17 protein-coding genes are annotated in these 14,264 nt (G+C 40.6%); 4 read left to right on the top strand and 13 right to left on the bottom strand.

Annotation, left to right across the window (positions count from 1 at the left end; genetic code table 11):
• Positions 1-129: 129 nt before the first annotated feature.
• The 5 genes from LVD17_RS18465 to LVD17_RS18445 form a co-directional block, all read right to left on the bottom strand.
• Positions 130-1,203 (bottom strand): DUF748 domain-containing protein, encoded by a 1,074-nt coding sequence (locus tag LVD17_RS18465; protein ID WP_233760488.1) that lies wholly within the window; start codon positions 1,201-1,203, stop codon positions 130-132.
• A gap of 12 nt (positions 1,204-1,215) precedes the next feature.
• Positions 1,216-2,145 carry a YihY/virulence factor BrkB family protein gene (locus tag LVD17_RS18460; RefSeq protein WP_233760487.1) on the bottom strand — a complete coding sequence of 310 codons (930 nt, stop codon included), beginning with the start codon at positions 2,143-2,145 and terminating at the stop codon, positions 1,216-1,218.
• Positions 2,142-3,269: an AI-2E family transporter gene (locus LVD17_RS18455; protein WP_233760486.1), complete on the bottom strand. Its 1,128-nt coding sequence runs from the start codon at positions 3,267-3,269 to the stop codon at positions 2,142-2,144. Before LVD17_RS18455 ends, LVD17_RS18460 begins: the two co-directional genes overlap by 4 nt.
• 6 nt (positions 3,270-3,275) lie before the next feature.
• The gene (locus LVD17_RS18450) at positions 3,276-4,139 is read right to left on the bottom strand and encodes a universal stress protein (protein WP_233760485.1); all 864 of its coding nucleotides are present in this window, start codon (positions 4,137-4,139) and stop codon (positions 3,276-3,278) included.
• 193 nt (positions 4,140-4,332) lie between these two features.
• On the bottom strand, positions 4,333-4,725 hold the full coding sequence (locus LVD17_RS18445; protein ID WP_233760484.1) for a response regulator: 393 nt from the start codon (positions 4,723-4,725) through the stop codon (positions 4,333-4,335).
• A gap of 465 nt (positions 4,726-5,190) precedes the next feature.
• Here LVD17_RS18445 and LVD17_RS18440 point away from each other — a divergent pair, with 465 nt between their 5' ends.
• Complete coding sequence (locus tag LVD17_RS18440; RefSeq protein WP_233760483.1) at positions 5,191-6,411, top strand: MFS transporter; 1,221 nt, start codon at positions 5,191-5,193, stop codon at positions 6,409-6,411.
• Positions 6,412-6,441: 30 nt separating this feature from the next.
• Here the strand turns inward: LVD17_RS18440 and LVD17_RS18435 are convergent, their stop codons facing one another.
• Entirely contained in the window at positions 6,442-6,684 is a 243-nt protein-coding gene (locus LVD17_RS18435) for a hypothetical protein (RefSeq protein WP_233760482.1), read from the bottom strand.
• 228 nt (positions 6,685-6,912) lie between these two features.
• Complete coding sequence (locus tag LVD17_RS18430) at positions 6,913-7,596, bottom strand: hypothetical protein (protein WP_233760481.1); 684 nt, start codon at positions 7,594-7,596, stop codon at positions 6,913-6,915.
• A 122-nt stretch (positions 7,597-7,718) separates the two neighbouring features.
• Between LVD17_RS18430 and LVD17_RS18425 the strand changes: the two genes are divergently transcribed.
• Positions 7,719-8,198, top strand: a complete 480-nt coding sequence (locus LVD17_RS18425) for an RNA polymerase sigma factor (protein WP_233760480.1) — start codon at positions 7,719-7,721, stop codon at positions 8,196-8,198.
• Positions 8,198-8,779: a hypothetical protein gene (locus tag LVD17_RS18420; RefSeq protein ID WP_233760479.1), complete on the top strand. Its 582-nt coding sequence runs from the start codon at positions 8,198-8,200 to the stop codon at positions 8,777-8,779. Before LVD17_RS18425 ends, LVD17_RS18420 begins: the two co-directional genes overlap by 1 nt.
• A 6-nt stretch (positions 8,780-8,785) precedes the next feature.
• On the opposite strand, the gene LVD17_RS18415 is transcribed toward LVD17_RS18420, so the two are convergent.
• From LVD17_RS18415 to LVD17_RS18395, 5 genes are all read right to left on the bottom strand, one after another.
• Positions 8,786-9,568: a DUF3667 domain-containing protein gene (locus LVD17_RS18415; RefSeq protein WP_233760478.1), complete on the bottom strand. Its 783-nt coding sequence runs from the start codon at positions 9,566-9,568 to the stop codon at positions 8,786-8,788.
• A 98-nt stretch (positions 9,569-9,666) separates the two neighbouring features.
• Positions 9,667-10,425, bottom strand: a complete 759-nt coding sequence (locus LVD17_RS18410) for a LytR/AlgR family response regulator transcription factor (protein WP_233760477.1) — start codon at positions 10,423-10,425, stop codon at positions 9,667-9,669.
• Positions 10,426-10,427: 2 nt separating this feature from the next.
• A complete protein-coding gene (locus LVD17_RS18405; protein WP_233760476.1) occupies positions 10,428-11,450 on the bottom strand; it encodes a sensor histidine kinase in 1,023 nt (340 codons plus the stop codon).
• A gap of 32 nt (positions 11,451-11,482) precedes the next feature.
• The gene (locus tag LVD17_RS18400) at positions 11,483-12,172 is read right to left on the bottom strand and encodes a DUF2306 domain-containing protein (protein ID WP_233760475.1); all 690 of its coding nucleotides are present in this window, start codon (positions 12,170-12,172) and stop codon (positions 11,483-11,485) included.
• Between the two features lie 2 nt (positions 12,173-12,174).
• Positions 12,175-12,603, bottom strand: coding sequence for a DUF2141 domain-containing protein (locus LVD17_RS18395; protein ID WP_233760474.1), 429 nt, complete (start codon positions 12,601-12,603; stop codon positions 12,175-12,177).
• A gap of 117 nt (positions 12,604-12,720) precedes the next feature.
• On the opposite strand from LVD17_RS18395, the gene LVD17_RS18390 reads away from it, so the two are divergent.
• Entirely contained in the window at positions 12,721-13,239 is a 519-nt protein-coding gene (locus LVD17_RS18390; protein ID WP_233760473.1) for a DinB family protein, read from the top strand.
• Between the two features lie 127 nt (positions 13,240-13,366).
• Here LVD17_RS18390 and LVD17_RS18385 read toward each other — a convergent pair whose 3' ends face one another.
• Complete coding sequence (locus LVD17_RS18385; protein ID WP_233760472.1) at positions 13,367-14,182, bottom strand: hypothetical protein; 816 nt, start codon at positions 14,180-14,182, stop codon at positions 13,367-13,369.
• Positions 14,183-14,264 lie beyond the last annotated feature (82 nt).

Below are 14,264 nucleotides of genomic sequence, written 5' to 3'. Positions count from 1 at the left end.
CCAGCATCAGATTTCCTAAACGGCCGACTTATGGCCAATGCCGCGGATAAACAGCGTTGACATGCATTTTTTGTCGACTTCAGAACCTGCGAATATTGTAGAGAAGATTCCTCAACTGTTGCCTATGTATCAATCCTTCTCATCAGACTTCAGGTCATCAAATGAGACGGAATCATCCGTTTTTTTCTTGAATGCCTGTATAAATGCATTTTTGAAGATATTGCCTATAGTTGGCCAAATCCCGCTCTTCACTTGATTAAGATTGCCTTCCATAGGCACCCTGGTTGCAAACTGATCTTTGGGCTGGTTCTCAAATATTTCTAAAATGAACCCTGATATGGCCTCCCATACCAGCTGCAGTGGTTTCTTTTTATCTTCAGAAAAGTCGATCAGTTTAATGTCGGTTAGCACCGGTTTGATATACCCTGTAAGAAAGCCATCAGCAACTGCCATTTCGCTATACACATTAAAGGTTCCTCTCTCAAAATCAAGTTTAGCATATGCTTTGGTAAAGTCGTTGAGTGCCGGCAAATACACCCCCTCATAATTCATATTCAAATCAAAATCCGGTATCTGTTTCAATAAATTTGCATTGGCATTTAAGTTTAGCTTTCCTCCCCCAAGAGAAACCGCCTGTGCTGTAATGGGCGAGGGTAGCGGGTTGTTTTCATCCTCAACGTTTTTCAGGTTTCCGGCCTCTATCTGCAAGCTATCCAGCGAGAGGCTGACCTGCGGGCTGGCGGTATAATCTCTATAAGTAAGCTTACCGTCTATCGTACTGAACTTATTTATTTCCAGCGGCATCAATTCCTTAATCGGCCTCGTCCAGTCTGCCTCTCCTCCTGCCTGCTCAGCCTTGGTTGTATCAGAAATAGCCAACACAAAATTGACAACAGGCCGATGCAATACTACTTCACCAACTAACCTGCCCTCAAACAAAGCTTTCCACTGCACCGACAGGTCTATGCTATTAATATCTAAAAATGGTACGGGGATATCCTCCCCTGTTTTTACCATTTTTAGCTTATGTATCTTGTATGCACCCCGGTAAAGGTGAAGGTCGACATCCTCTATTGAGCCGCTGTACCCGGGAACGTCGTCCAGCACTTTGTTGACATAATCAGTAACCCAAAAGGGTAGATAAATACGAACACCAATAAGCACTACCAAGACAATGAGAATTATTTTTAAAGATCTTTTCATAATATGCCTCCATTATGCATTTACAACTCCGTCTTCCTCTTCTACCTCCTGTATTTTTACAATTACAGCATCCTTATCTGGCCGTATACGATGCCCGTAAGTTTTGGAATAGACATAGGTAAACTCTGCGCCAAACAGCACCAGCACAGACGAATAATATACCCATATGAGCAGCAAGACTAATGAACCCGCTGCACCATAAGCACTACCGACGGAGCTATTGCCGAGATAAAAACCAATGAAGTACTTGCCTAATGAGAATAATAGCGTCGTAACAAAAGCTCCAACCCATACCGTTCTCCATTTAATTCGTGCATCCGGCAGTACTTTGTAGATCATAGCAAACACCAGGGTGATCACTAATAATGAAAACGCAATGTTAAAAGCGGCCACAAAATAATAAGTCATGCCGGATAAAAACTCTGACAGGATATTTCTAAAAACAACCACGAGTGTATCTACCAAAAGCGATACTAACAGTAAAAAGCCAATGCTGATGACCATAGCTAAAGACAGTAGCCTGTTCATAATAAATTTCACAACGCCTCTTTCAGGCTTGGGCCTAATCCCCCATATCTTGTTCAAGCCGTTTTGCAGAGACACAAAAACGGTTGTTGCACTGAAAACAAGTGTCACAATACCTACTATCTTCGCCAGGGTTGATGATGTAGTATTTCTGGCGTTTTCGAGTATTCTTTTAGCCTCCTCAGCACTCTGCGGACCTATTAAGGCCTCGATCTGCTCCATTAAACCGCCCTGAACAGCCTGCTGCTCATAGGCCGAGCCTGCTATAGTGACAGTAATAATGAGTATGGCTGGCATAGAAAATATAGTATAGAAAGCTATAGACGCACTGTAGCCCATCGGGTCATCTTTAAAAAACTCAACACCGGTTTGCTTCAGTATTTTCCAAATTTTGCCAAGAGACTTTTTAAGATTCATTTCTTAAATATTTTCTTAATTTTTCTCTCCACTGCCGTTTCCTTATCGTGTTTTTTATACAAATCGTCTTTGAGCACATAGCTTATAGGGCTCAACTCTTTATAATGCTCACAGGCCACTTTGAAAATGGCCATATATGGTAAAAACAAAATCATCCCGGGTATGCCCCAGACCAGTCCGCCACTGATCAATGCCATGATGGCCACCAGTGCGTTGAGATTAAGGTTGCCACCTACTATTTTAGGATTTAGGAAATTGCCCTCCAAAACCTGTATAAACCAAAACATGAGAATAACGCCTGCAGGGTACCAGTATGATTCATAATTCATAAAAGCATACAGTGCCGGAATTGCACCTCCCAATGTAGTCCCTACATAAGGAACTATGGCCAGAAAGGCGGCCAAAAACCCAAAGAAAAAGGCATAATCAATACCTATGAGCAATAGCCCGCAACTATTAAGTACGCCCAGTACCATAATAAGGATAAACATGCCTGTTAAGTACTTCTGCCCTACCCGTTGCATATTGTCAATCATACTGGCATACTGCTCACGCTTATCCTCAGCAGCAAAGTTGACAAAAGCCTTTTTCAAACCTCGCCTATATAGCAATAAAAGGAAGGTGTAAATAATGGTTAAAGTAATTCCTGTAAGAAATAGGGCAGTATTGTTGAGAGTATTCGTAACGAGGCCTCCGGACTTATCTGAAAACCAGCGCTGGCTCATCTCCCTGAGACTCTCTTCATTCAGTTCAGGTATCAGAGAAATCTTATTATTAAGGAAATTGGTAACACCTGCCACCACGTCATTGAGTTTTTCTTTAAAATCATCAAACTCCCTGACGATGTTAATTATCTGGGTGGAGAAAAGGAATGCAATACCAAAAATGAGTAGCACCACCCCCAGAATAGTCCATACAATAGCCCACATTCTGCCTGTTCCCAGTTTTTCGAGATACGAGCATATGGGATAAAGAATAAACGATATCAAAAGCGCAAAGGCTAATGGTACGATTGCGGTTCTTCCCAGGTGTAGCAGTGCAATAATGCCTAAAACAGAAGATAAGGCAAAGAAAAGTTGCCTTATCGAAAAGCTCATCCTGGAGTCGACATCAGAGGTCTTCACGCAGGTCTAAATATTATGCAAATTGATAGTAAGTACAGGAATTTCAGAGTTCATACTCAAATCCTCAGACAAACTGTTTCGGAATATCCTGAAAAAGCCATCTTCAGCATGCGTAAAAACTGCTAAAAATCCGGCATTTCTATTTCTGGCAAAGCTGATCAGGCCTTTTTCTTTATCAGAATTCGTCACCAGATTTACTGCATGATTCTTTAAACCGAATTTCATGGCAAATTCGCGCAGCTCCTTTTCCCTTTCAGCTTTATTATTTTTATCGGGATCTACAACATTGACAATCTCAATGCCGGCGTTCAACCCTACAGCAAAGTCATTGAGAAAATTAGCAGCCTTGAGAAAATTGTCTTTTTTGTCTCTTTCCGTACTCAGCCCCAGCACTATCTTAGAAAAATCCCCCTGCCTATAATTCTCCCTTACCGATATCACCGGACAGGTAGCCACTTCAATAACCTGCTCTGTATGATTGCCAGAAAAAAATTCATCGACTGACTCTTCACCACTGGTACCCATTATGACCAGGTCTATGTCGTTTTCCTTTATAAAACTGGTTACCCCCTTCTTTAAGTTTGCATCATATACCTGGTAGTGCACAGGGCTGGTAGCAGTACTATATTTAGCGGCCAACTGGCCTAGTTGCTTATGGTACTTTTGCACCAGGCTGATGGTATATACGTTTTCTTCATCCGCATACTTCTTGTCTATTTCACCGGTAGCGGTAAAAGACTCTCCCAGCGGATGTTTGGTAAAGTTAACCAGGTATATTTCGGAGTTAAATGCACGTGACAAATCTACAGCCAAACGGATTGCATTCTCAGATATGACAGATAGATCGGACGGAATAAGTATTTTTTTCATAGCTATATGTATGTTTATTGATCACCTTTCAAAGAGAAAAAATCGATCCAATAAGCAATACAGGCGCCATAACTCTTTATACCGCACAAATTAAGGAACTAGCAGGCCACATAAGGCTTTGAGCAATAGCTCAATGCGTGGAAAAATTTCCACATTGATGAAGAAAAAAAGTCGGTTTTTTATCCCGGATCCTTCAGGCCACTGATGCCATCTGTAGAATTTCCCGGGAAATATCCGGGGTCAGAGGCTTCACAAAGTATTTGGCAACACCAAGATCAGCGCACTCCTGCCGGTCATAAGAACTACTGGATGAGCTCAGTACCACAACAGATAACTGGTTTAATATACCTTCCTTTTCCATTTCCGACAAGAACTCCTTGCCATTCATAAACGGCATTATAAGGTCGAGCAAAACTACCGACGGACGTTTATTCTCAGCATTTTTAAAATACTCAGTTGCCTCGGCTCCATTTTTAACTCGCTTTATGTCACACTGTTCGCAAAATTTTGGAAGCATGGTGTTAACTATAAATGCATCTATATCATCATCCTCAACCAACAAAATCAGTGGTTTTGTATTGTCCATATAAAAAATTTAAAGACCAGTTTTCGTTAATCCAGTAGACGAACCTACTACCTTATCATTGCCAATGATACCATATCATTTATAAACAACAATGACTTTTATAATATAAAATTATCTCCTTGTTTTTTCAAATCTTTTCCGGTTTTTAGTCCCCTCAATTTGCCTCTTTATTTTACAGTTTTTCCTTAATGATGTGTTGACCGACACATCATTTTTGACTTCCTCACATTTAAGCGCCTGATTATCAAATCAGAGAACATCAAAGTGATTAAAATATACCCAAAAGCATCCCTACAGATACCACACGAAAAAAACAACAACTAAAACCACTATTAAGCGTAAGCTTTGTAATGGAAACGAACATACAGCGTACCCAGTCTCATAATACAACCTAAGTTTTAATAAGAGGTAATTCGGACATTTTTCATTGTTCAAACATTATTCTATATCTTCGCAACTTTCCTGATGACAAAAGAACGACTCCTCCTCTTCATACTAGCTGCAGCTTTATTTACCCATATCATGGATTTTATGATCATGATGCCACTGGGCCCACAGCTCATGCGGTTGTTCGATATATCTCCCCAGCAATTTAGCCTGTTGGTATCCTCTTATTCATTTTCTGCCGGGGCTTCAGGTTTTTTTGCTGCATTTTTAATAGATCGATACGACCGAAAAACGAGTCTCATATTTGTATATATAGGTTTCACATTAGGCACACTGGCTTGTGCTTTTGCACCCACTTACGAAGTACTACTCCTCACCCGATGTATCGCGGGTGCCTTTGGGGGTGTTTTAGGAGCTTTGGTGCTGTCAATAGTAAGCGACGCCATACCGCTCGAAAGAAGGGCGGCCGGCATAGGTTTTGTAATGGCCTCATTTTCTGCCGCTTCAGTTTTCGGGGTACCCTTCGGCCTGTACCTCGCTACTATCTACAGCTGGCATGCTCCGTTTCTGTTGCTTGGCCTGTTGGGTGTCATTATCTGTACTCTGGTATTCATCTATGTACCTTCCATGCGTAAACATATAACCACACAAAGCAATGTCTCTGTAAGAGAAAGCATAGTATCCATTATCAAAGTAATATTTGGCAGAAGAAATCCGTTGATGGGCCTGCTCTTCACTTCAATGCTTATGCTAGGGCACTTTACAATTATCCCGTTTATCGCCCCCTATATGGTTGGTAATGTCGGTTTTTCGGAAGAGCAACTGACATATATTTACTTGGTCGGGGGCGGTTTAACTATCTTTTCATCTCCAATGGTGGGTAAACTGGCAGACAAATACGGAAGGCTGAAGGTATTCACTGTTTTTGGTGTATTGGTTATGGCTCCAATCCTAATCATTACTCACCTGCCTCCCGTACCGCTTTGGGAAGCCCTTATCTTTACTGGTTTATTTTTTATTCTGGCTAACGGAAGAATTGTCCCTTCGACTACCATGGTAACTTCTGTAATTAAACCTGAAAACAGGGGAAGTTTTATGTCCATAAGATCGTCAGTACAACAAATATCATCAGGCCTGGCGGCTTTAATAGGTGGTTTTATAATTACAGAAATGCCCTCAACGGTCACACCAGACGCCAAAGCACTACTTAATTATGAATATGTAGGATATTTTGCCTTGGTTTTCAGTGTCGTAGCCATTTTGATCGCCCGAACCTTAAAGGTGGAAAAAGGTGCTTAGCCAATTCGCACAGAATACACCGGGAATTAGCTAATCTTCTTCATTGGTGGCAATATGAACAAAACGGGAAAGTACGACCAATGCACCGGATAGCATAGTGGCATTGCTTCTGATCTGCTTAACGGTACGTACTTCCTCAGACACCGCACTTTCTACAAGTATAGGCTCATTGCCACTGTGCCCGAAAAGTATTTTTCCCCAACAAAGGCCGGATAGCAATACTGCTGATAACATAGTCATCAATAAGAATTTATCGAGATGTCGGTTGAGCATGATTCGGTTTGGGTTGCTTTTAATGATTAGACTGCACAAGTTGCAAATTTGTTACAAAAAATCTGACTTTTTTTTATAAATTTTTTAAATGTTCAAACATTTAAAATTTGCGCTGACATAAATCAGGCACTTTAAATAAACAGAAAGTTTGATATTTTTAGTACTAGTCCGGGGGAACAATAAAGAATTGACCGGAAATATCAGTATACTTTTACCCAAAGCCGTAGATCAATCTCTACCCAGCATCCGGATTTCAGGCGTGTTAATTATTTCTTTCAGAAAGCATTTTCTACCGGCTGATACTCCGCTTACGGATGAATTGCATTGAGATATGTCGATACTTACATCTTCAGCCAACGCCTCAGGATATTCATCAAGGGGTTCGAATCCTGCTATAAGCTGGCTCAGGTCTTTCTGGGAAGAGAATCCATATGATTCTGATACATCGTGTGCATCGAGGCTGGCCAGTTCAGCAACTTTCTTTAAGTTCAGGTTAACCTGCCTTTTCCCATCAGAAGACTTCCACCTGCCCTTGATCTCTTTGGCGAAATTATTATCCTCGGAGATAAGCTTCGCTTCAATAGTTGCTATAAACTGATTTTCTTCGTCAAAAATAATAAGCCCGATACCACTTTTATCAGACGCCATTCTCCCACTAAATGTGAACAAACCACCTGTTCGCTCTATAATATATGAACCTGAAACTGTAGGGCCGTTGATCTGCAGGTTAAATTCTACTTTTTCGCTGCTCCCTAAATGTCCGCTATAATAAAACATCCGGCTGGTGGCCCCTGCTTCATCATACTGAGCCATCACTGCACTGACGTTGAGCATTAATGTACTAAGGAGGGATAAAAAGAGTATTTGTTGGAACCGGCTCACAAGCGTATATTTAACATGCAAATTTATCATAAAAATTTTTACTTCAAAATTCGTGCTAAGTGGTGCTCCCTTAGCCGTGGAATAATTTAGCACTTTTTTGTAAGAAATAGTTCTTTTATGACACTATAAAATTAGGAATAGTTGTAATTAAGGTGAAGCCTGAAGAAAAAGAGTTTTTGGATCAGATAGATCAGCATCAAAACATTGTACATAAGGTATGTAGAATGTATACCGATAATAAGGATGATCATGAGGATCTTTTTCAGGAGGTTCTTCTGCAACTGTGGCAGGCATACCCCAGGTTTAAGGGAGACTCAAAGCTTACTACCTGGATGTACCGGGTGGCTTTATACACCGCTATATCCAGACGCAAAAAGAAACAGAGGATTATCAGTGAGGGAATTGACAGCACCGCTTACGAGTACTATGAAAACCAGGACCCTTACCGCTACGAAAACCTCCGCATGGCTATAGAGACACTATCGGAAACGGATAAAGCCCTCGTGATACTCTACCTTGACGAAAAACCATACAAAGAGATTGCTGATATTATGGGTTTAACGGAAACTAATGTAGGTGTAAGACTCAACAGAATAAAGAAGAAATTAAAAGAAATACTGGTAACAAGATAATGGAACTAGACGAACTAAAAGAGACCTGGAAAAACACAGCCCCGGTTCATTATAACAGAAAGGAACTTGACAGCATCTTTGAGATCAAAACCAGACGATCACTTCAGGGCATTAACCGCTCAATGCTAACTGATGCTGTTTTAATGGTCCTGGCAACAGCCGGGCTGATGACAATAACTTTCATCCTGGGGCTTAAAAGCAGGTATATAATCAGCGGGGAACTTCTGCTGGTAGCTATTCTCCTGGGGCTGCATTACCGAATAAAGTATTTGACTTTCAATAAAATCAACCTTAATAAAAATAGCATTAAAGAAGCCATTTCCAGAATTACAAAAAAGGTATCTCTCTATTTATTGCTTTACAAAGTATTGACTCCACTTGTTGCTGTAAGTTTGTTTGTACTTTATGAGGCCAATACAAATTTTTACAAAACAGGTTATTACTCACTCAATGACCCACTCTATGTTTTAGTGGTAGCTTCTGGAATTGGCATTTTGGTTCTTGTATTAACACATTTCATTACTAAAGCCATGTATGGCAAAGAGCTACAACGTCTGAAACAGTTGCACGATGACCTGTAACTTAAGTTAATGTTTCCTTGGGAATAAGGATTCAAAGGATTCCATATCTATTGCTGCTAATAAAATGACAAAGATAAATATGACAAAGCCAAAGAATAAAAACCCCAACAGGTAACTCAATAGTCCCTTTGTAAAATTTAACACCTTATTGCCCTGATAAAAACCGGAGCAGGCAAAAGCAAAATATAAAATTGTAACGGGAAAGATGTAGTTATTACCTGACACTCCTGAAAACTTGTACACAAAAAGTGCTATAAAAGATAGTACTAACGGATGTGCATGGGTATAAAAAACCAAAACGGATGTTTCCAGAAGATTATATCCTTTTTTCCTAAAAACAACGTATGCAGCCATAGCAAAAAAGGGGATCAGAGTAAATGACATTATCTTCATATTTCCCATTAACATCCTTTGAAAACCTTCAGCTTCAATCTCCTGAGATTTTTCGTTCTGAAACATACCTCCAATATCCTTTGTAAACTCTACCATATCTATATTAAGGATAGATATGAACAGCACATAAACTGTACTCAGAATAAACAGGTAACCTACAGGATTGATGTACTTAACACGATTGCCGTCGATAAAAGACCTGACCACCTTTCCCGGCCTCACGGTTAAATCCTTTATTGTCCGTGCAAACCTGTTATCAAGCCCTAAAACCCTTTGGTTTAATTCGGAAAGTAGCACCTTCCACTTTAGCCGGTTAACATCTACTTTTTGACCGCAATGACAGCAATAGGTAGCATTTACTTCCGCGGAGCAGTTAATACAATGTGATAAAGCCATTTTTTCCATAAACGTCAAGAAAACCCAAAAACCAAATATAGCTGATAATTTATTTAGTTATTCCTGGGGGAAGCACAAATTGTCGGATACGAGGTAAGCTACCGGTCCAGCCAGCCTTTGAAGTCATTTACCCTTTCACGGCTCACGACCACATCTTTATCAGAGCAGTGCTTCAGTACAATCCTAAGCCGGCTGTTGGAGTAGCTGATGATATCTTCAATTGCTTTTAATGACACTAAATATTTACGATTTATCCTGTAGAACTTTTCAGGATCCAACATACCTTCAATCTGTTCGATAGAGTAGTCCAGCAGATAATTCTTCCCTTCATCTGCACAACAAAAAGAGGCCTTATCTCTGCTGAAGAAATATTGAATATCATTTACAGCAATTGATTTGATGTGCTCACCTACCTTGATGACAAACCTGCTTTTGTATTTATTGGTAAGCATAGCCATAGCCTGGTTGATCTGGTCCAAAGTGTTACTTTTTGGCTGATGGTTACCGGCGAGACGATCCAGTTTTTTGAAAGCCGCATCAAGTTCATCCTCATCAATAGGTTTCAAAAGATAATCGATACTGTTAACTTTAAATGCCTTCAGGGCATACTCGTCAAACGCAGTAGTAAATATAACAGGTGCCTGAATATCGACATGTTCAAATATTTCAAAGCTTAAGCCATCAGCCAGTTGAATATCCATAAATATGAGTTGTGGTTGATTTGATTGCAGCCACTTTATTGCTTTTTTTACAGAGTCTATTTTATCAAGGACGTTGATCTGATCATTATAGCTTTTAAGCAATCTTTCCAGCCGCGTTGCTGCAGGCTTCTCGTCTTCAATTATAAGTATATCCATGGTTATTTAAGTAAAGGCAAACCCACAGTAAATTTATGGTTGCTATCATCTATTATAACGGGCTTTTCAGTAAAAAAAGAATACCTTGCCTTAATATTTGCAAGTCCCATCTCAGACGAATCGCTTTTAATAATATTCTTTTTTTGAAGATTATTGATCACAAAAAAGTAACCATCGTCCTGAGATAGTTCTATTTGCAGCGGCTCATCATCCGAAATAATGTTGTGTTTTATAGCGTTTTCCAGCAACATCTGAATACTTAATGGAGGAATTTTAAATCCCTGAGCCTTCATGGTTTGCTCTGCTACCATAAGGCTGTCTCCATACCTGATCTTTTGCAGGAATAGATAAGACTCGGCAAACTTCAGTTCCATCTCAAGCTGTACCAGGTCCTTATCCCTTGATTCCAGTACATAACGGTATACATCAGACAACTTCTTAATAAATTTAGCTGCCTGGTCCTGATCCTCATATACAAGGTTGGTAAGCGCGTTAAGACTGTTAAATAAAAAATGCGGGTTGACCTGGTTTTTCAGAGACTCGTATTTAGAGCTTATCACTTCTTTCTTCATGCGTTCGCTCTCCACTGCCAGCTCCCGCCACGACTTTAAAAAAGAAACACTATACAACACCAGGGAAATCAGCATAGTAAATACTATTGAATAAGTGATGGTAGTCCATATATTTCCCATTGAAATATCAAAAAATTCCTCCATTACATAAAAAATGCAAACAATAGCCACGCAGGTATAGGCCGTATGACCGAAAATACTGACCAAAAGCCTTTTTACAGGGTATTTAATCCAGCTGTAGTGTTTGTCTGTAAAATCCGCAACGAACGTATTTCCCTTCCATAAAATAATCCAGCAAAGTGCATTTATTCCCAGTGCCCACCATACATATTTAGGGCTTTTGAAGCAGTTAGGACAGCTTATATAGGTAAAGGGTATACTTACCAAAATAATGGTGCCAATATTTTTTGCCTGTTTAACCCAAAAGTCTTTTTTAGAAAGTGTGCCAATCATAAGAAGGTGAAATTATTAAAATATTTTAAGACTCAGCTTTTAACGGTTACCAAATCTTCGATCTTACGATTCCTGTTGATCTTCTTTTTGTATTTGTAAATGGTATAAGCGATCACAGGGGCGCCCACAATTGACGGCCAGATCCACTGCAACAGGCCGGGCATAAATGAGAATACCTGGGATGAAAATGCCGTGACTGCCGCAATATAGCTTCCCAGCATGCTTCCTATATGTTCAAACAACCATGCATTTTTGTCTTTATTGTTCAGGAAACGGCGTAAGTTACCGGAGACTATTACCAAACCTCCAAAGCCAAAGCCTATGGCAAGGTATGCATAGAAGCCCAGACTTCCATTTGCGACCTGTATTATACCCCAAATTGTGAATACGAGGTTAAAAACCAAGGCAACACTAAGAGCTACCCAATCTGGTGCGCCTGGTGCTTTGCCGTATCCCAGCTTTTTCAGATAAAGCCAGCGATAGCCGCTTACCACCCAATAATAACTGAACACCGCAATCATCAGCAAAAAGGGAATCCACTTAAAAACTGAGAGCACCAATGCGGTAACAAAAACCCCTGTCATAGACCAAAAGTAAATTTTGCCCCATTTGCGGTGGGCTTTCCCTCCTTTACTTACCACCATGGCAACAGGGGCTGCGAGTAAAGCCACCCCTCCTGCAAGAATATGCACCAGCAATATGCAGTATATAACCGTTTCCATCTTTATAATTTGATTGTGATTGTAGTATCATTTTCTAATTCCAGGGATGCATCACTATATGGAGCCGGACCAAACATATTTTTGGCATTGTTTGAAAAACCATACTTTTCGGTTGGGCCCATCATACCCATATCCAGTTCACCATTATTGTTTTTATCGTGGATCACTGCTACCGCATAAGTGCCTGCCGGAAGACCTTCAATATGAAATGTACGGTTGTCATCATTGGCCAGGTCTATATATAATGTTCTAATTCCTTTCTCCAGCCATTCACTTTCTGAGTCATACAGTTTCAACTGGAGCTTACCGGTTGATGAAATTTTGCCTTCGATCCTGACCGTTAGATTTGCCAGTTTTTGCTCATCCTTCTGTGCTTTAAGGTTTACTGCACTGATAAAAACAACTAAAAATACTAAAATAAATCTGTTCATGGCATCTTGATTTTTGTGTTAAACATGATGTAAAAATGCATGTCACAAAGGTCTGTATCAAAAAATAACTACCCGGTTGTAGAATCCGTATGATGAACTGTAACATAGCATAACCCAATGGAATTTAACCTGAAGCAATCTACCATACTACTTTCCAGAACTCCCCTTATCCTGAAAGCGTGGCTGCAGGATTTGCCTGCTGACTGGACACACAAAAACGAAGGTGAAGATACCTGGAGTGCATTTGACATTGTAGGGCACCTGATTCACGGTGAGAAAACGGACTGGATTCCCCGTGTAAGACTGATCATAGAGAGTGGGGAGGACAAACCTTTCGAGCCTTTTGACAGGTTTGCCCAGTTCAATAGCAGCAAAGGAAAGTCTCTCGAAGAATTACTTACAGAATTTGAAAACCTTCGCCATGAAAACCTCAGGACATTAAGCTCACTCCCTGTTACAGAGAACCTTGACAAAAAAGGAAGGCACCCCGCTCTGGGTGGTGTAACCTTAAAGCACTTACTGGCTACGTGGGTGGTGCATGACCTCAACCATATTCACCAGATGAGCCGTGTAATGGCCTTTCAGTACCGTGATGAAGTTGGGGTATGGCGTGAATATCTTGGCGTGGTGAAATGAGGTTAGTTCTAATTAGGTGTGGACGTGTGGTGAAGCCTGAAACTTCACCAAAACATCCACTTTAAAAATTTTGCCCCGATACTTATCCTAAGCCCGGGGATTGTTCCCAAATTCATGGGGGCAACAGTTACTCTTTCAAGGTCACCGTCCGCTCTACAGGATTAAACGGGCTTGGAATCAGTTGTCCATTTCCATCCAGCAGTTCAAGTTTTACGGTTACTTCTCCTAATGGCAATCCTTCCAACTGATAGGGTGCCCATTCGTCAATCATAAATTCTTTCCCGTTAACAGTAGCTCTTACCTTATTTCCTTCGGGAGAAAGTGTAGTATTTAGCAGATAAAAATCAAGAAGAAGCTTATCTGTGTCGCCACCTTCATAAACACCTTTGGGACGGCTGTAAAACATATGCTGAGCTGATAGGTCAATCTTTGCGGTGGTAGTATCCTCCCCTACAGTTACCTGCTGAACCACAAAGGCATCCGGATTTTTCACCGACTCGTGGTAAGAACGCGACAAAAAAGCCAGGATCACATGGTTGCCGGGCTCAAAGGCTTTAGTAAAAGAAGGCTCATAATGGGCTGAATACGGGCCGTTGTCAACGATTAAATGTATATGCTGTCCCTTACCGGAATTGGCGAGGCCCTTTGTAGCTGCATCCTCTGTCTGCTCACCCAACTGGTAATTTTCCACCTCAAATTCAAATTGTACTTCTGTACCGGATACAGCACCGGCAACTGGTTGGTTCATGCTCAGGGAAGCATCCTGATATTCTGGTGATCCGCTCACCTTTGTCAGAGTTATTTCCTGCTGTTCTTGCTCCTCTGGCTGGTCACCTGCACTGGTTTCTTTTTGCTTACCGGTACAGGCTGCCAGCAGGCACATGAATGAAGCTATGATGAGGAATTCCGGTACTTTCGATGCTTTTTTTATTCGTAGTATCATTTTGAAAATTATAATGAATTTAAAATTAATTTACTTTAAACAGACAGCGCAACAATGTTGCAATTATAGGTTAATTTTCTTA

This window comes from Fulvivirga ulvae (assembly GCF_021389975.1).
Lineage (GTDB): Bacteria > Bacteroidota > Bacteroidia > Cytophagales > Cyclobacteriaceae > Fulvivirga > Fulvivirga ulvae.
Note: the sequence above shows the minus strand (reverse complement) of the source record. Positions and strands in the feature narration are given on the sequence as shown.